This is a genomic window from Cupriavidus malaysiensis (genome assembly GCF_001854325.1).
Taxonomy (GTDB): domain Bacteria; phylum Pseudomonadota; class Gammaproteobacteria; order Burkholderiales; family Burkholderiaceae; genus Cupriavidus; species Cupriavidus malaysiensis.
The window spans coordinates 2,814,108-2,830,622 of record NZ_CP017755.1; the positions used below are offsets into that span (position 1 = coordinate 2,814,108).

The 16,515-nt window shown below is 71.0% G+C and carries 15 protein-coding genes; 8 read left to right on the forward strand and 7 right to left on the reverse strand.

All coding sequences use genetic code 11. From position 1 onward, the window contains the following. Window positions 1–2 precede the first annotated feature (2 nt). The 7 genes from BKK80_RS31860 to fliE all read right to left on the reverse strand — a co-directional run bounded on the left by BKK80_RS31860 (window position 3) and on the right by fliE (window position 7,167). Window positions 3–818: a WbqC family protein gene (locus BKK80_RS31860; protein WP_071073481.1), complete on the reverse strand. Its 816-nt coding sequence runs from the start codon at window positions 816–818 to the stop codon at window positions 3–5. Beyond that, a complete protein-coding gene (locus BKK80_RS31865; RefSeq protein ID WP_071072728.1) occupies window positions 811–2,043 on the reverse strand; it encodes a class I SAM-dependent methyltransferase in 1,233 nt (410 codons plus the stop codon). The genes BKK80_RS31860 and BKK80_RS31865 overlap by 8 nt, the downstream gene beginning before the upstream one ends. Next, complete coding sequence (locus BKK80_RS31870) at window positions 2,040–2,603, reverse strand: dTDP-4-dehydrorhamnose 3,5-epimerase family protein (protein ID WP_083384407.1); 564 nt, start codon at window positions 2,601–2,603, stop codon at window positions 2,040–2,042. The genes BKK80_RS31865 and BKK80_RS31870 overlap by 4 nt, the downstream gene beginning before the upstream one ends. After that, complete coding sequence (rfbG, locus tag BKK80_RS31875; RefSeq protein ID WP_071040308.1) at window positions 2,588–3,679, reverse strand: CDP-glucose 4,6-dehydratase; 1,092 nt, start codon at window positions 3,677–3,679, stop codon at window positions 2,588–2,590. Before rfbG ends, BKK80_RS31870 begins: the two co-directional genes overlap by 16 nt. Beyond that, the gene (gene rfbF, locus BKK80_RS31880) at window positions 3,661–4,431 is read right to left on the reverse strand and encodes a glucose-1-phosphate cytidylyltransferase (RefSeq protein ID WP_071072730.1); all 771 of its coding nucleotides are present in this window, start codon (window positions 4,429–4,431) and stop codon (window positions 3,661–3,663) included. The genes rfbG and rfbF overlap by 19 nt, the downstream gene beginning before the upstream one ends. Next, the gene (locus BKK80_RS31885) at window positions 4,428–6,683 is read right to left on the reverse strand and encodes an O-linked N-acetylglucosamine transferase, SPINDLY family protein (RefSeq protein WP_083384406.1); all 2,256 of its coding nucleotides are present in this window, start codon (window positions 6,681–6,683) and stop codon (window positions 4,428–4,430) included. The genes rfbF and BKK80_RS31885 overlap by 4 nt, the downstream gene beginning before the upstream one ends. A 160-nt stretch (window positions 6,684–6,843) precedes the next feature. Continuing rightward, entirely contained in the window at window positions 6,844–7,167 is a 324-nt protein-coding gene (fliE, locus tag BKK80_RS31890) for a flagellar hook-basal body complex protein FliE (protein ID WP_071018431.1), read from the reverse strand. A 367-nt stretch (window positions 7,168–7,534) separates the two neighbouring features. Here fliE and fliF point away from each other — a divergent pair, with 367 nt between their 5' ends. The 8 genes from fliF (at window position 7,535) to BKK80_RS31930 (ending at window position 16,356) form a co-directional block, all read left to right on the forward strand. After that, window positions 7,535–9,232 carry a flagellar basal-body MS-ring/collar protein FliF gene (fliF, locus tag BKK80_RS31895; protein WP_071038869.1) on the forward strand — a complete coding sequence of 566 codons (1,698 nt, stop codon included), beginning with the start codon at window positions 7,535–7,537 and terminating at the stop codon, window positions 9,230–9,232. After that, a complete protein-coding gene (fliG, locus tag BKK80_RS31900; RefSeq protein ID WP_071018428.1) occupies window positions 9,219–10,214 on the forward strand; it encodes a flagellar motor switch protein FliG in 996 nt (331 codons plus the stop codon). Before fliF ends, fliG begins: the two co-directional genes overlap by 14 nt. Further along, complete coding sequence (gene fliH, locus BKK80_RS31905) at window positions 10,201–11,028, forward strand: flagellar assembly protein FliH (RefSeq protein WP_084545839.1); 828 nt, start codon at window positions 10,201–10,203, stop codon at window positions 11,026–11,028. The genes fliG and fliH overlap by 14 nt, the downstream gene beginning before the upstream one ends. Further along, a complete protein-coding gene (fliI, locus tag BKK80_RS31910) occupies window positions 11,021–12,448 on the forward strand; it encodes a flagellar protein export ATPase FliI (RefSeq protein WP_071018426.1) in 1,428 nt (475 codons plus the stop codon). Before fliH ends, fliI begins: the two co-directional genes overlap by 8 nt. A gap of 8 nt (window positions 12,449–12,456) precedes the next feature. Beyond that, window positions 12,457–12,909 (forward strand): flagellar export protein FliJ, encoded by a 453-nt coding sequence (gene fliJ / locus BKK80_RS31915; RefSeq protein ID WP_071018425.1) that lies wholly within the window; start codon window positions 12,457–12,459, stop codon window positions 12,907–12,909. 52 nt (window positions 12,910–12,961) lie between these two features. Next, window positions 12,962–14,533 (forward strand): flagellar hook-length control protein FliK, encoded by a 1,572-nt coding sequence (locus BKK80_RS31920; protein ID WP_071072732.1) that lies wholly within the window; start codon window positions 12,962–12,964, stop codon window positions 14,531–14,533. Between the two features lie 161 nt (window positions 14,534–14,694). Continuing rightward, window positions 14,695–15,348: a DNA oxidative demethylase AlkB gene (gene alkB / locus BKK80_RS31925; protein ID WP_071072734.1), complete on the forward strand. Its 654-nt coding sequence runs from the start codon at window positions 14,695–14,697 to the stop codon at window positions 15,346–15,348. Between the two features lie 84 nt (window positions 15,349–15,432). Continuing rightward, on the forward strand, window positions 15,433–16,356 hold the full coding sequence (locus tag BKK80_RS31930; RefSeq protein ID WP_071072737.1) for a LysR family transcriptional regulator: 924 nt from the start codon (window positions 15,433–15,435) through the stop codon (window positions 16,354–16,356). Window positions 16,357–16,515 lie beyond the last annotated feature (159 nt).

Sequence of the window (16,515 nt, forward strand, 5' to 3'; positions counted from 1 at the left end):
GATCAGTCCTCCTCTGCCCGTGCCGGTGCCGGTGCCGGCGCGGCGGCGGCCTGGCGCGCCAACATCTCGCGCCAGCCGATGGTGCCCGAGACGATGTGCCGGGCGCCCTCCCGGCCGCAGTTTGCCACCAGGTCGAGAGCGCTAACGTAGGGCGTGAAGGCGCCGTGTCCCTGCGCATAGGGCCGCAACTGGTAATCCATGTATTCGACGGCGATGCCGGCTTCGTCGAAGCGGGCGTGCTCCAGATAGCGGCTGGCGCCGTGCCCGGTGACATAGCGCGCCGCGCCGACATGCCGGCAGATGTCCAGCAGCCGGACCGTCTTCGCCCCTGGCACGCCAAGCCGCGAGCTGTCGCGGAAGGCGGTACCAGCGGCCAGACCGAAGTAGTCAGCCAGCGCTACCATCGAGGCGCGAGCCAGTTCGCACAGCGAAGTGGTGGGCAGGCCCAGCACCCCGTCGAGCAAAGCGAGTGCGTCCTGCAGGTGCGGCGCGCCGCGGCAACTTTGCGCCAGCTGGGCCCGGTGCTGCTCGCGCCAGCCCTCGCTGTCGTCGACCTCGACCTCGTCGATGCGGTCGTCGAAGCCTGGCGCACGCAAGGGCACGCTCATCCAGCGCACGCCCTGCGCAGTCTTCAGCTGGACCCGTTTGGTGAAACTGCGGCGCGCGAACTGCACGTCGTCGTAGAAGACGAAGGTATCCGCCAGGCGGATCTGCTCCAGCATGCCCACCCACGGGAAGTACATCGGCTGCGACACCACCACACAATGCGCGCGGGCGGCGGCAGGCGCGGCTACCACCGCGGAAGTGCGATCAGTCATGGCCGACACGGCGGATCTCCGGCACGGCGACGACGAACTCGCCCCCCCAATCGTTGACATGGGCCTGTTGCGCCGCCACCTCGCCGGCGATGTTCCAAGGCAGGATCAACACCACGTCCGGCCGGTCCTCGCGCAACCGCTGCGGCGGCAGCACGGGAATGTGGCTGCCCGGCAGGAACTTGCCCTGCTTGGAAGGCGCGGCATCGCAGACGTAGGGCAGCAGGTCGGGCCGGATGCCGGCGTAGTTCAGCAAGGTATTGCCCTTGGCGGCCGCGCCGTAGCCGGCCACGCGCCGCCCGAGGCGCTTCTGTTCGAGCAGGAAGCGGCACAGGCCGTCCTTGACGCCGTCCGCGCGCGCCTGGAAGCCGGCATAGGTCGACAGCCGGCACAGGCCGAAGCGCTCCTCCTCCGCCAGCACCTGCGCCACGGCGGGCGCGTCCGCTCGCGGGTCGGCCTGGTGGCAGCCGAACACCCGCAGGCTGCCGCCGTGCGTCGGCAACTTCTGCACGTCGCACACGCGCAAGCCTGCGGCGGCGAAGATCCGCCGCACGGCGGACAGCGACAGATAGGAAAAATGCTCGTGGTAGACCGTGTCGAACTGGATCTGCTCGATCAGCCGCTGCAGGTGCGGAAACTCCAGCGTGATGGTGCCACCCGGCTTGAGCGCCGCGCGCAGCCCCTGCGTGAAGTCATTGATGTCCGGCACATGCGCGTAGACATTGTTGCCGGCGATCAGGTCTGCCTGCCGGCCCGACGCGGCGAGCCGCTCGCCCAGTTCACGGCCGAAGAACTCGCGCAGCGTGGGCACCCCCGCACGCTCGGCGGCCTGCGCGGTGCCCAGCGTCGGCTCGATCCCCAGGCAGGGAATGCCGGCGCGGACGAAGTTGCGCAGCAGGTAGCCGTCGTTCGAGGCCACTTCGATGACGAAGCTGTCCGGGCCCAGCCCGAGCCGCCCGCTCATCTCGCGCGCGTAGCGCGCCGCGTGCTCCAGCCAGGTCTGGGAGGTCGAGGAAAAGTAGGCGTAGTCGTGCCGGAACAGCTCGTCGGCGCGGGCGTAGTCCTCGGTCTGCACCAGCCAGCAGTGCGCGCACACGCGCAGCTTGAGCGGGAAGTGGGTCTCGGGTGCATGCAGGTCGGGCTCGCTCAGGTAGGCATTGGATGGCGGCGCGAAGCCGAGATCCAGGAAGACGTGCTCGAGCGGCGCGGCGCAGTGTCGGCAGTTCATAGGGCGATTCCAGGAAAATCCGCCGTCAGCAGGGCATGTCCGCGGTCGCGCGCGGAGACATCGGCCACCGGCAGCGGCCAGCCGATGCCGGCGCGCGGATCGTCGTGACGGACCCCGCCTTCGGCGGCCGGCGCATAGGCTGCCGTGTGCAGGTACAACAGTTCGCTGTCCGGCTCCAGCACCTGGAAGCCGTGGGCGCATCCTTCGGGGATGACGAGCATGTGGCCGTTGTCGGCGCTGAGCTCGAAGGCCTGCCAATGCAGGAAGGTGGGCGAGCCTGCGCGCAGGTCGAGAGCCACGTCCCAGACGCGGCCGCGCAGGCAGCGCACCAGCTTCATTTCCGCATGCGGCGGACGTTGGAAGTGCATGCCGCGCACCGCGCCCACGCGGGCGGTGCGCGAATGGTTGGCCTGCACGATGCGGCGCGCGCCGAGCAGCGGCGCCAGCTCATCGCTGCAGAACAGGCGCGCGAAGGCGCCGCGATGGTCGGCGAAGCGCTCGCCGCGCACCAGCGCGAGGCCGCCCAGGCGGGCCGGCTCGATGCTCAGGCGCTTGTCCATACCGCTCCGGCGCCGGCGGCGCAGTCGATGTAGTCGGCCAGCTGGGCATGCGTCAGTCCGGCGCCGCCCTGCAGCGCCTGGCGGTACCACTGGGCGGTGGCGCGCAGTGCATCGTCCAGTCGCCACACCGGCGCCCAGCCCAGCAGCTTGCGCGCCTCGGCGCTGTCCAGGCCGAGCAGCGCGGCCTCGTGCGGACCGGCGGTGTCGGCATCGACCCAACCGAGCTCGGGCCAGAATGCCCGCATGCGTTCCAGCACCGCGCCGACGCTGCGGTTGTCGTCGGCCGCCGGGCCGAAGTTCCAGGCCCGCGCGCAGGACGCGTCGCCCGCCAGCAAGCGCTGCCCGAGCAGCAGGTAGCCGGACAGGCAGTCCAGCACATGCTGCCAGGGGCGCGTGGCGCGCGGCGAGCGTACCTGCAGCGGCTGCCCGGCCGCCTGCGCGCGCACCAGGTCCGGCAGCAGGCGATCTTCCGACCAGTCCCCGCCGCCGATCACGTTGCCCGCGCGGGCGGTCGCCAGCAGGATGCCGCGCGCCTCGAGGAAAGCCTGCCGGTAGCTCTGCGCCGCCAGTTCGGCGGCCGCCTTGGAGGCCGCGTAGGGGTCGATGCCGCCGAGCGTGTCGCTCTCGCGGTAGCCCCAGGCCCATTCGCGGTTGTGATAGACCTTGTCGGTGGTGACCACCACCACCGCGCGCACCTGCGGGTGCCGCCGGCACAGTTCGAGCAGGTTGGCGGTCCCCATCAGGTTGACGGACCAGGTGTCGAGCGGCTCGCGGTAGGACTGCCGCACCAGCGGCTGGGCGGCCAGGTGGAAGACGATCTCGGGACGGCTCGCGGCAAAGGCAGCGTCCAGGCCGGCGAGGTCGCGCAAATCGCCCTCGCGGTGCGCCACGGGAAGATCGAGCTGCCGCCAGTGGTTGCGCTCGCCCGTGGGCGCCAGCGCATAGCCGGTCACGCTGGCGCCGAGGCGGGTCAGCCACAGCGCCAGCCAGCTGCCCTTGAAGCCGGTATGCCCGGTCAGCAGGACACGCCGTCCCGCGAAGATATCGCCGAACTGCTTCACTGCCAGACCTTCCACGCCGGCTGGCCGCCCGCCCACTGTTCCTCGAGCTGGTTCTTGTCGCGCAAGGTATCCATCGCCTGCCAGAAGCCGCCGTGGTGGTAGGCCGCCAGGTGGCCGCTCGCAGCGAGCCGCATCAGCGGCTCGCCTTCCCAGCTGCTCTGGTCGCCGTCGATCAGTTCGATCACGGACGGATCGAGCACGAAGTAGCCGCCATTGATCCAGGCGCCGTCGCCGGCCGGCTTCTCCTGGAAGCTGCGCACCGCGCCGCCGTCGATATTGAGGGCGCCGTAGCGCCCGGGCGGCTGGATCGCCGTCACCGTGGCGGGCTTGCCGTGGCTGTGATGGAAGGCGACCAGCTTGCCGATGTCGATATCGGCCACGCCGTCGCCGTAGGTGAAGCAGAACGGTTCGCGGCCGAGGTATTCGCGCACGCGGCGCAGGCGGCCGCCGGTCAGGGTGGCCTCGCCGGTATCGACCAGCGTGACGCGCCAGGGCTCGGCGTGCCGCTGGTGTACCTGCAGCTCGTTGGCCCGCATGTCGAAGGTCACGTCCGACATGTGCAGGAAGTAATTGGCGAAGTACTCCTTGATGACGTAGCCCTTGTAACCGAGGCAGATCACGAAGTCATTGATCCCGTAGTGGGAGTAGATCTTCATGATGTGCCACAGGATGGGCTTGCCGCCGATCTCGATCATCGGCTTGGGCCGCAGGTGCGACTCTTCGGAGATGCGCGTGCCGAGGCCGCCGGCCAGGATCACCGCTTTCATGCCGCCTCCCGCTGCGGCTCGGCCGCGACGCCGGCGATCTCCCGCCGCGACGGCACGCCCTGCCGGTCCAGGTAGGCCAGGTCGATGCCGAAGCTGTCGCGCAGGAAGGCATCCAGCACCTGCTTGTCGCGCCCGCACTCGTCGAGCCGCGCGCTCAGCAGGCGATACAGCGGCAGCGAGTACTTACGCTGCGCCGCGCTCTCGATCAGCAGGTCGAGCGCGCGCTCGCGCTCGCCGCGGGCATATGCCATCTCGCCGAGCGCATAGGCCACCAGCCAGTGCTTGTTCCATTTCGCCGAGATGTTCTCCAGCAGGTTGCTCAGCGCCTCGTGCTCGGCCCGGTCCAGGTGGCCCATCACCAGCTGGACCAGCTGCTCCAGCGGATACCAGGCGCCGCCGAGGAAGAGACCCTCGCCCGCGCGCGCCGGCACCTGCGGCACGTCGCGGTATTCGGCGACCAGCGCCGTGGCCTGCTGCTCGAACCAGCGGCAGAACGGTGCCGCATCGCCCAGCGCGCTCTGCTCGAAGCGCGAGCGCAGGGTCAGCCGCAGTGCATTGAGGCCCGGCACGTCGCCGGCCAGCTCGACCGCCGTGGCCACATAAGCGTCCTCGCTCTCGCAGGCGAGGCCGCCGAGGCCAACGGCGTGCACGCAGGCCGCGGAGATGCGCTCGTGGAAGGCGCGGCCGGCCAGCGTCACCACCGGAACGCCCATCCAGAGCGCATCGCAGGTGTTGGCGCCACCGGTCATCGGCGCCGTGTCCAGCACGATGTCGAAGCTGTTGTAGAGCACGTACTGGTTGACACGGGAGCGCGGCACGCAGACCACGCGCTGCGGATCGATACCGGCCTGCTCCATGCGCGCGAGCAGCAGTTGCTTGACTTCGTCCTTGTCGAGTCCGTTGCACTCGACCATCAGGCGGCTGCCCGGACACCGGGCCAGCACCGCGCTCCACAGGCCGAGCGTGCGCTCGCTGATCTTGGCCAGGTTGATGCAGCAGCCGAACGTAACGAAGCCGGCCTCCAGCGCAGGCGTCTGGCGCACCGCGTAGTGAGGCTCGTAGACGCTCAGCGGCACATTCACCAGCGGGGCATACGTCGCGGCGATCACCGGCGCGCGCAGCAGCTTCTCGGTGTAGTTGGCCTCGTTGCCGGCCGGGTCGCTGATGCCATCGCTGATGCGGTAGTGGATGGCCGGCAGCCCGGTGGTGCCGGGGTAGCCGATCCAGGTCATCTGGATCGGTGCCAGGCCGTAGCTCATGTAGGTCACCGGCGTGACCCCGGTGTAGCCGCCCAGGTCGATCAGGATGTCCAGGCCGGCGGCATCGATCTCGTCGGCGATCTGCGTCTCGGACTTGCCCGCCAGGTCGACGAACCTGTCGGCATAGAGCGCGAACTTCTCCGAGACGTTGTCCCGGTGCGCATTCAGCGCGAACAGCTCCACTTCGAAGCGGTCACGGTCCAGGTTGGCCAGGAATGGCAGGATGAAGTACGCGCACGCGTGGCCGTACAGGTCGTTGGAGAGCATGCCCAGGCGGATGCGGCCCGACACGGGCGTCGCACCGCGGCGCTTGCGGCCGGTGCGCTTGCGGGACAGCAGCCTGGCATAGGCCTGCGCTTCGCGGCGCAGGTCCATTGCCGTCACGCTGGTTTCGAACAACATCGTGAACAGCAGGCTGCAGCGATGCAGCTCGGCCTCAGGCGCGATCTTGCTGATGCGCATCAGCACGCGCATCGATTCCGCCACGTCGCCGAGTTCCTTCAGGGAATTGGCATAGTTGAGCAGCCCTTCGATATTGTCGGGCTCGAGCTCCAGCGCCCGCGCCGCCGCGTTGCGCGCGGCCAGGAAGTCGGTGTGGGCATACAGCACGGCGGAGTAGGACACCCAGGCCGGCACCATCTCCGGCGCACGTTCCAGGCAAGCCTCCATCACGACGCGCGCCTCGACCTGACGGCCGTCCTCGCTGAGGAAGCAGCCCTGCATCAGGAGCAGCTCCGGCGAGTCGGGAAAGCGTTCGAGGCCGCGTCCGACCATCTCGATGGCCTGCGGACGGCGCCCCAGCCCGACCAGCGCCGCTGCGGCCCAGCGGTAGGCCTCGGAACTGGCCGAGGCCTCATCCGCCAGCGCCTTCTCGGCGTGACGCAGGGCCTGCTCGAAGCGGCCGGCCAGGCAGCCGGCGCGAGCGCGCTCGGCCAGATCGGTGTGTTTGCGGCTGCCCCGGTGGGCGGCCTTGGCGACGACGGGATGAGTCATGGGTGCAAGCGGGCTGGCGGCCAGGAGCGGTACCGATCGCCAGCGCCGGTGAAATAGATGCGATGAAGGGAACGAGGGGCAGGAACGCGCAGCCAGCCGCGGGGGCGCCCTTGCGGCCGCCACGGACCCGGAGCAGGCAGCGCCGGGAACGTGGCCGTGCTCAGACCGTCATGTTCATGATGTCCTGATACGCCGTGACCAGCCGGTTGCGTACCTGCACGCCGGTCTGGAAGGAGATGTTGGCCTTCTGCATCTCGATCATCACGTCGTTGAGCGAGACACCGGGCTTGCCCATGTCGAAGGCCTCGGCCAGGCCGTAGGCATGCTCCTGCACCGCGTTGATGCGCTTGAGCGAGCGCTGCAGCTCGCCGGCGAAGCCGCCCGACTGCAGCGCGGTGGTGTCGGCGGGCGACCCGCCACCGGCCGCCTGGGCCAGCCCGCGCAGCTGCTGCAGCATGCCTTCGATAGGGGAAATGGTGCTCATGGCGCTCTACCGCTCCAGAATTGCGTCTCAAACATCACATTAAGGCCTGGACACGCACGATCCAGGCCTTCGACGATGCCGAAGCGTACCCGCCCCCCCGCCGCACGCATGCGCTGAATTCGGGTGGAAAACCCATGCTATTCGCCCGATTGTCCGCCCCCTTCGTCGCCGATCATCGCTAGCGTGCCGTCCATGGCGCGGACTATCCGCCACGCCGTGCCGCCGGTACGCCAAATGACCAACTACCGCGGGGAGTACGCGTGTTTTTTCTGCAGCGTGATCTGAGCCACATCGATGCCGCCACCCTGGCCGGCGCCAGCGGCGGCAAGCCCGGCAGCCGGACCGGCGCCGGCCTGGAGACCGGCGCATGACCGCGGCCGCCACGCTGCCCAGCCGCGCTGAGCTGGTCGAGCGCCTCAAGGCCAACCCGCGCCTGCCGCTGATGCTGGGTGGCGCGGCGCTCGCCGCGGCGATCGCCGTGGGGGTGCTGTGGTCGCGCAGCCCCGACTACCGGGTGCTGTACAGCAACCTGTCGGAGCGCGACGGTGGCGCGGTGATCGCCTCGCTGCAGCAGATGAACGTGCCGTACAAGTTCGCCGAGGGTGGCGGCGCCATCATGGTGCCCGCCGACAAGGTGCCGGAGACCAGGCTGCGCCTGGCCTCGCAAGGCCTGCCCAAGAGCGGCAACACCGGCATGGAACTGATGGATGCGCAGAAGTTCGGCATCAGCCAGTTCGCCGAACAGGTCAACTACCAGCGCGCCCTGGAAGGCGAGCTGGCACGCTCGATCGAGTCGATCTCCGCCGTGCAGTCGGCGCGCGTGCACCTGGCCATCCCCAAGCCCACGCTGTTCGTGCGCGAGCGCCAGAAGCCGACCGCCTCGGTGGTACTGCAGCTCTATCCCGGCCGCGCCATCGACGAGGGCCAGGTCGCGGCGATCGGCCACCTGGTTTCCTCCAGCGTGCCGGAACTGACCCCCAAGGCCATCTCCATCGTCGACCAGCACGGCAACCTGCTGTCGGGCAGCGGCGACAACCAGCGCCTGCTGGACGCGACCCAGCTCAAGTACGTGCAGACGCTGGAACAGGGCTATGCCCAGCGCATCGAAGCCATCCTCTCGCCCATCGTGGGCCAGGGCAATGTGCATGCGCAGGTCACGGCCGACGTCGACTTCTCCATCGTCGAGCACACCGACGAGTCGTACAAGCCCAACCAGGACCCGGCCAACGCGGCCGTGCGCAGCCAGCAGACCAGCGAGTCGTCCTCGCAAGGCTCGACGCCGGTCGGCGGCGTGCCCGGCGCGCTGTCGAACCAGCCGCCCCCGGCGGCCACCGCCCCCATCGCCACCGCGCAGGCGCAGCGTCCGGGCCAGCCTGGCCAGCCCGGCCAGCCTGGCCAGGCCGCCCAGCAGCCGGCCCAGGCCGCCACGGCCAGCACGCAGTCGAGCGGCCCGAGCAACAGCCGCCGCGACACCACCACCAATTACGAACTCGACCGCAGCGTGCGCCACGTGCAGCAGTCGCCGGGCGGCGTGCGCCGCCTGTCGGTGGCGGTGATCGTCAATTACCGCCAGAAGACCGGCGCCAACGGCAAGACCGTGGCGGAGGCGCTGCCGGCGACCCAGCTCAAGCAGATCGAGAACCTGACCAAGGAAGCCATGGGCTACTCCGGCGACCGCGGCGACTCGCTCAACGTGGTCAACAGCCCCTTCACCCAGCCGCGCGACGAGACGCCGGAACTGCCGCTGTGGAAACAGCCCGACATGATCGAACTCGCCAAGACACTGGCCGGCTACCTGATGCTGGCACTGCTGGCGATGTTCCTCTGGTTCAAGGTGGCGCGCCCGGTGCTGCGCAAGTACACCGCGCCGCCGCTGCCGGCACCGGCCGAGCCCGAAAGCGGCGAAGCGGTCCTGCTGCCTGCCGAGGAACAGGCCAATCCCGAGACCCTGCGCCTCACGGCCAAGTACGAGAGCGATCTCGCCCTGGTGCGCGACGCCGCGCAGCGCGATCCCCGCCTGGTGGCCAGCGTGATCAAGAACTGGATTGCCAATGACGACAAATAACGGCTTGCAGAAGAGCGCCATCCTGATGATGGCGATCGGCGAGGACGCGGCCGCCGAAGTGTTCAAGCACCTGTCGCCGCGCGAGGTGCAGACCCTGGGCTCGGCCATGGCCGACCTCAGCGCGGTCACGCGCGAGCAGATGGCCGAGGTGCTGGGTGATTTCCGCGACGAGACCGAACAGTACCTGGCGCTGAACGTCGATTCCGGCGCCTTCATCCGCAGCGTGCTGAACAAGGCGCTGGGCGAGGAGCGTGCCGGCTCGATCATCGAGGACATCCTCGAGTCGCGCGATCCGGGCGGCGGCATCGATTCGCTGAACTGGATGGATTCGACTTCGGTGGCCGAGCTGATCCGCGACGAACACCCGCAGATCATCGCCACCATCCTGATCCACCTGGACCGCCAGAAGTCGTCCGAGGTGCTGGGCATGTTCACCGACCGCCTGCGCAACGACGTGATCCTGCGTATCGCCACCTTCGGCGGCGTGCAGCCGGGCGCGCTGCAGGAACTGACCGACGTGCTGACCAAGCTGCTGGCGGGCCAGAGCCTGAAGCGCAGCCGCATGGGCGGCGTGCGCACCGCGGCCGAGATCATCAACCTGATGAGCACGGCGCACGAGGAAGCGGTGATCGACGGCGTGCGCCAGCACGACAGCGACCTCGCACAGAAGATCATCGACGAGATGTTCCTGTTCGAGAACCTGCTGCAGGTCGACGACCGCGGCATCCAGCGCGTGCTCAAGGAAATCGCCACCGAATCGCTCATCGTCGCGCTCAAGGGCGCGCCGCAGGAGCTGCGCGACAAGTTCATCCGCAATATGTCGACCCGCGCCGGCGAAATGCTGCGCGAGGACCTCGATGCGCTGGGCCCGGTGCGCGTGTCGCAGGTCGAGACCGAGCAGAAGGCGATCCTGCAGGTGGTGAGACGCCTGGCGGAAGCAGGCGAAGTCCAGATCGGCGGTGGCGACGATGCCTACGTTTAAGCGCCCCGATCCGCACGCCTACCGGCTGTCCGCCGGGCCGGAGCCGCGCCGCGAGGCGCAGGCCGACGGCTTCACGCCGGCCTTCCGGCCGGCGCCGCAGCCCGACTTCTCCGCCCTCGATCCGCAGCCGGCCCCGGCCGCGGCGGGGCGCGGCGACTGGCGGCGCTGGAAGATGCGCTCGCTCGATCCGCGCGACGACCTGCCGCCGCCTCCGCCGCCGCTGCCGTTCGAACCCGCGCCGCCGCCGATCGATTTCGAGGCGATCGATGCCATGCGCGAAGGCGCGCGCAAGGAAGGCTATGCCCAGGGCTACGCCCAGGGCCAGACCCAGGGCTATGGCGACGGCCACCGCGAAGGCTATGCGCGCGGGCTCGAACTGGCGCGCGGCGAGGCCGCCCGCCTGCAGGAACTGGCCGGCACCTTCCGCGGCGCCCTGACGCACCTGGACGAGGAAGTCGCGCAGACCCTGCTGTCGCTGGCGCTGGACGTGGCGCGCCAGCTGGTGCGCGGCACGGTCGTGGCCGATCCGGCCATGGTCCTGCCGGCAGTGCGCGAACTGCTGGCCACCGAACCGGCGCTGTCGGGCTCGCCCTGCCTGCTGCTGCACCCCGACGACGTGGCCCTGGTGGAAACGCACCTGAGCGGCGAGCTGGAAGCCGCCGGCTGGACGGTGCGCGCCGACGGCGGCATCGAGCGCGGCGGCTGCGTGGCCAGCGCGGCCAGCGGCGAACTCGACGCCACGCTGGCCACGCGCTGGAGCCGCGTGGTCAAGGCGCTGGGCCGCGCCGACAGCTGGGAGCCCCCGCATGGCTGACAGCGCCGAGCGCCTCGAGGCGCCGATCCTGCACAGCCAGCACTGGCGCGACACGCTCAACGGCGCGCGCGCCCGCCTGGCCGAGATCAACAGCATCCGCAACTGCGGCCGGCTGACGCGCGCCGCCGGCCTGGTGCTCGAAGCGGTCGGGCTGCGCCTGCCGGTGGGCAGCGACTGCCTGATCGAACTGCCGGCCGGCCAGCGCGACGGCCAGGGCCGCCGCACCGCCGAGGCCGAAGTGGTGGGCTTCGGTGCCGACCGCCTGTTCCTGATGCCGCAATCGGACGTGACCGGCCTGCTGCCCGGCGCACGGGTCTACCCGCTCGAACCCTCGCCGCTGCCGCCGGGCGACCATGCCCCGCGCGAGCCCGGCTCCAAGCGCCTGCCGGTCGGCGAAGGCCTGCTCGGGCGCGTGCTCGACGCGGCCGGACGCCCGCTCGATGGCCTGGGCCCGATCAGCGCCGCCCAGGAAGTGCCGCTGGCAGGCACGCAGATCAACCCGCTCGACCGCGCGCCGATCGAGACGGTGCTGGATACCGGCGTGCGCGCCATCAACGGCATGCTGACGGTGGGACGCGGCCAGCGCATGGGCCTGTTCGCCGGCTCCGGCGTGGGCAAGAGCGTGCTGCTGGGCATGATGGCCCGCTACACCAGCGCCGAGGTCATCGTGGTCGGCCTGATCGGCGAACGCGGCCGCGAGGTGAAGGACTTCATCGAGAACATCCTCGGCGCCGAAGGCCGCGCCCGCTCGGTGGTGGTGGCGGCGCCGGCCGACACCTCGCCGCTGCTGCGCATGCAGGGCGCCGCCTACGCGACCCGGCTGGCCGAGTACTTCCGCGACCAGGGCCGGCACGTGCTGCTGATCATGGATTCGCTGACGCGCTATGCGATGGCCCAGCGCGAGATCGCGCTGGCCATCGGCGAGCCGCCGGCCACCAAGGGCTACCCGCCCTCGGTCTTCGCCAAGCTGCCCACGCTGGTGGAGCGCACCGGCAACGGCCCGGAGGGCGGCGGCTCGATCACCGCCTTCTATACCGTGCTGGCCGAAGGCGATGACCAGCAGGACCCGATCGCCGACTCCGCGCGCGCCATTCTCGACGGCCACATCGTGCTGTCGCGCAGCCTGGCGGAAGCCGGCCACTATCCGGCCATCGACGTCGAAGCCTCGATCAGCCGCGCCATGACCGCGCTGATCACCCCGGCCCAGTTCTCCAAGGTGCGGCGCTTCAAGCAGCTGATGTCGCGTTACCAGCGCAACCGCGACCTGATCAGCGTCGGCGCCTACGCACCCGGCCACGACCACGAACTGGACCTGGCCATCCAGATGCATCCGCGCATGGAAGCCTTCCTGCAGCAGGACATCCACGAACGCGCCGACTATGACGGCTCGATCGACCAGCTGTCCGCTCTCTTCGAATAGGAGTGAACATGGCCAAGCCCACCCCGCTCAACCTGCTGGCCGACCTGGCCCAGAACGACACCGAGGCCGCGACGCGCGAACTCGGCCGCCTGCAAGGGCTGCGCACCCAGGCCGAACAGCAGCTCGCCGCGCTGAACAAGTACCGCGAGGAATACCGGGCGCGCATGCAGGCGATGGCGCAGGACGGCATGACGGCCACGCGCTGGCAGGACTACGCGCAGTTCCTGACCTCTCTCGACGGCGCGATCCGCCAGCAGGGCCAGGCCCTGGCCCAGGCCGAAGCGGCACTGCTGACCGGGCGCGCCAACTGGCAGTCGCAGAAGCGGCGCCAGAACTCCTTCGACACGCTGGTGGCACGCGCCGAGGCGCGCGAGCAGGCCGCCGGCGCGCGCCGCGAGCAACGCGCCAACGACGAGTACGCCGCCCGCCTGGCGCGCGCCGCAAGCCACCGCCAGGACTAAGAACGAAAGCCAAGCAGGCGCCGCCGCACCTGCGCCCGACGACGACGAAGACATGATCGACATCAGCCAGATTACCGCCGGCATCGCCAAGCTGGCCAACGCCGCCAACACCAGCAACACCAGCAACACCGGCAACGCCAGCAATGCCGCCGGCACGACCGGCACCGCCAACGGATCGGCCGGCGCCAGCGGCAACAGCAACGGCGCGGGCTTCGGCGACGCGCTCGCCAAGGCGCGCGACAACGGTGGCAGCAGCAACAGCAACAGCAACAGCAACAGCAACAGCAGCAGCAGCAGCAGCAGCAACGGCGGAAACAACGCCAGCACCGGTAGCAGCAGCCAGTCCGGCAACGCGGCCGCGTCGACGGCGGACAGCAACGCGGGCAAGGCCCAGCAGGCGGCCCCGTCCAGCTCGCAGGCCGCCGCCGCGCAGGCGCCTGGCAATGCATCCGGCACGACCGCGGCCAAGCCAGGCGCCGCTGGCAAGGACCAGGACGACGACAGCGCGGTCGACGCCGCGCAGGCCGCCATGCCCGACAGCGCCGCCCTGGCGGCCCTGGCCGCGGCGCAGATGACGCCGTTCCATGCGGCCACGGCTGCGCTTCCCGACGGCAAGCTCCAGGCGGGCAGCGGCGGCGATGCGGCGGCACTGCCGGGCGCCGGCGGCAACGGCAGCGCCGCGGCAGGCAATGCGGCCGCCACCACGCTGGCGGCGATCGCCTCGCAGCGGGCGGCGCTGCAGGGCAATGCCACCGCGACGGCCGGCAATGCGGACGACGCCGACGCGGCCCAGGCCCCGTCGGTCAGCGCTGCGCAGGACGCCAAACCCGCCGCAGCCACCGCCACCGCCACCGGCAAGCAGGACCCGCTGCAGGCCTTGCTGGCAGGCCAGGCCGGCAAGAACGGCACGGGCACGACGACGGGCACCCAGGGCACGGCGCTGGCCGCCACGGCCGCACCGGGCGATGGCGCCAAGGGTGCGGCCCAGGCCGCCACCGCGCCGAGCGCCGCCGTGACCGGCGCCGGCGCCGCCACCACGGCCGCTGGCGCCAAGACCGCCGCCACCGACACGGCGAAGAGCATGGACGCCGCCACCTTCGCCGCGATGGCCGGTGTCCAGGCCGGCGGTACGCAGGCCGCCCAGCCTGCCGCGACGGCGGCGCAGGCCGCCCCGCTGGCGGTATCGCCGCCGCTCGGCGACGCGCAGTGGCCGCAGGCGCTGGGCCAGCAGATGGTGCGCCTGACCACGCAAGGCAGCCACACCGCCGAGCTCGACCTCAATCCGCCCAACCTCGGGCCGCTGAAGGTCGTGCTGAACGTGGTCAACGACCAGGCCCAGGCCCAGTTCGTCTCGCCGCACCAGGCCGTACGCGCGGCGGTGGAAGCGGCGCTGCCGCAACTGCGCACCTCGCTGGCCGAAAGCGGCATCCAGCTGGGCCAGACCTCGGTCGGCGCCGACAGCTTCGCCGGCCAGCAGCCCGGCAACGGCCAGTCCCAGCAACGCCAGGCCTCGAGCGGCGGCTTCGCCCGGCTGGCCGGCGTGGGCGACAGCAACGCGCCCGTGCAGACCGTGACCGTGCCGGTCCGCCAGCTCGCGCGCGGCGAGATCGACACCTTCGCCTGAGCACCGGCGGGTGACCGCGGGTGCCGGAAACGGTACCCGCCGCCCCCACCCTTCCCGCCCCCTTCCGGCCCCCTTCCCGCCTGCCCGGCCGCGCCGGGCGCCGGTATCATGGCAGTGACGAACGGCGGCGCCGCACCCGGCGCGCCGTGCCGCGTGCAGCCATGACCTTCGACCTCTTCGACGATCTCCTCCCCGAAACCCCGCATACCGAGCCCCTCGCGGCCGGCGCGGTGATCCTGCGCGCCTTCGCCCATGCCGCCGCGCCGGCGCTGCTGGAGGCGGTGGCCCGCATCACGGCGAGCGCGCCCTGGCGCCACCTCGTCACGCCGGGGGGGCAGCGCATGTCGGTGGCCATGACCAACTGCGGCAGCTTCGGCTGGGTGTCGGACGCGCGGGGCTACCGCTACGAGCCGGCCGACCCGCTCAGCGGGCAGCCCTGGCCGGCCATGCCGGAGCCGTTCCGCACCCTCGCGGCCGAGGCCGCGCAGGCGGCCGGTTTCGCCGGCTTCGCGCCGGATGCCTGCCTGGTCAACCGCTACCTGCCCGGCACCCGCCTGTCGCTGCACCAGGACCGCGACGAGCGCGACCTGCGCGCGCCGATCGTGTCGGTCTCGCTGGGCCTGCCCGCCACCTTCCTGTTCGGCGGCCTGCAACGCACCGACCGCACCGCGCGCGTGCGCCTGGCCCATGGCGACGTGGTGGTGTGGGGCGGTCCGTCGCGGCTCGCCTACCACGGCGTGGCGCCGCTGGCGGACGGCGACCATCCTCTGTGCGGGCACGAACGCATCAACCTGACCTTCCGCCGGGCGCGCTGAGGCGCCCGCCGCTGCGCCGGGGCCTGGCACGCTCCCTGCTAGTGAGAGCACAACGCTCTCACACGGCCTCGTCCGCACGCACCGATGCTGCACCCGCCCAGACTCTATCTCTACCTCGACGCGGTGGCCCGCCACGGTTCCATCCGCAAGGCCGCGGCCCAGCTGCACGTGGCCTCCACCGCCCTCAACCGCAAGATCCTCGAAGTCGAGGAACAGATCGGCACCGCCCTGTTCGAGCGCCTGCCGCGCGGCGTGCGGCTGACCGCCGCCGGCGAGGTGCTGGTCGCCACCATCCGCCGCAGCCTGGCCGATCTCGATGCCGCCGCCGCGCAGATGTCGCAGCTGCGCGGACTGGTGCGCGGCAGCGTGCGCCTGGGCGCCGCCGAATCGGTCGCCAACGACTTCCTGCCGGAGGCGATCGGCCGCTACCAGGCCCGCTATCCGGGCGTGCAGTTCCGCGTCACGGTGGCCGGCACCGGCGACCTGCTGGCGGCCTTGCGCGAGGACGAGACCGACCTGCTGCTGACCCACGATCCGCCCGCCTCGCCGCTGCTGCAGGAACTGGCGGTATCGTCGCAACCCTTCTGCGCGATGCTGCGGCCCGACCATCCGCTGGCCGGCCGCAGCACCTTGCGCCTGGCCGACTGCCAGCCGTATCCGGTCGCGCTGGGCCCGGAGTGCTTCGGCAGCCGGCGCCTGATCGACGCCATCTGCGCGCGCAACCGCCTGAGCCTGCGCGTGATGCTGCAGGCCAGCAGCGTGGAGATGCTGAAGAGTTTCGCGCGCGAGACCGGTGCGATCTGCTTCCAGTTCCAGGCGGGCACGCTGCGCGAGGCGCGCGCGGGCACGCTGCACGCGCTGCCGCTGAGCGACCCCGAGCTGTGCGCCGGCCGCCTGGTGCTGGCCACGCGCAAGGGCCGTGCGCTGCCGCCCGCGGTGGCTGCCTTCGCCGAGCACCTCAAGGCCTCGCTGGCGGGTCTGCACCAGCCCCTGAGACAGGCGGCCTGAGACCGTGGCGCGGCATGCCGCGCCACGGTGCGCGCCGCGCACACATTTTGCGCGCGCCATGAGCCAAAAATAGTGCTGGTTGCGCGCAGGCGAATTCCGCAAACTGGACCCGACACGAACCGGCACCGCCGCCTGGCGACCGGCGCCGACAGCAGCCAC

Bases quoted from the DNA above. Each gene is read 5' to 3' on its own strand.
- BKK80_RS31860 (WP_071073481.1), bottom strand. From the start codon at position 818: ATGACTGATCGCACTTCCGCGGTGGTAGCCGCGCCTGCCGCCGCCCGC.
- BKK80_RS31865 (WP_071072728.1), bottom strand. From the start codon at position 2,043: ATGAACTGCCGACACTGCGCCGCGCCGCTCGAGCACGTCTTCCTGGAT.
- BKK80_RS31870 (WP_083384407.1), bottom strand. From the start codon at position 2,603: ATGGACAAGCGCCTGAGCATCGAGCCGGCCCGCCTGGGCGGCCTCGCG.
- rfbF (WP_071072730.1), bottom strand. From the start codon at position 4,431: ATGAAAGCGGTGATCCTGGCCGGCGGCCTCGGCACGCGCATCTCCGAA.
- BKK80_RS31885 (WP_083384406.1), bottom strand. From the start codon at position 6,683: ATGACTCATCCCGTCGTCGCCAAGGCCGCCCACCGGGGCAGCCGCAAA.
- fliE (WP_071018431.1), bottom strand. From the start codon at position 7,167: ATGAGCACCATTTCCCCTATCGAAGGCATGCTGCAGCAGCTGCGCGGG.
- fliF (WP_071038869.1), top strand. From the start codon at position 7,535: ATGACCGCGGCCGCCACGCTGCCCAGCCGCGCTGAGCTGGTCGAGCGC.
- fliG (WP_071018428.1), top strand. From the start codon at position 9,219: ATGACGACAAATAACGGCTTGCAGAAGAGCGCCATCCTGATGATGGCG.
- fliH (WP_084545839.1), top strand. From the start codon at position 10,201: ATGCCTACGTTTAAGCGCCCCGATCCGCACGCCTACCGGCTGTCCGCC.
- fliI (WP_071018426.1), top strand. From the start codon at position 11,021: ATGGCTGACAGCGCCGAGCGCCTCGAGGCGCCGATCCTGCACAGCCAG.
- fliJ (WP_071018425.1), top strand. From the start codon at position 12,457: ATGGCCAAGCCCACCCCGCTCAACCTGCTGGCCGACCTGGCCCAGAAC.
- BKK80_RS31920 (WP_071072732.1), top strand. From the start codon at position 12,962: ATGATCGACATCAGCCAGATTACCGCCGGCATCGCCAAGCTGGCCAAC.
- alkB (WP_071072734.1), top strand. From the start codon at position 14,695: ATGACCTTCGACCTCTTCGACGATCTCCTCCCCGAAACCCCGCATACC.
- BKK80_RS31930 (WP_071072737.1), top strand. From the start codon at position 15,433: ATGCTGCACCCGCCCAGACTCTATCTCTACCTCGACGCGGTGGCCCGC.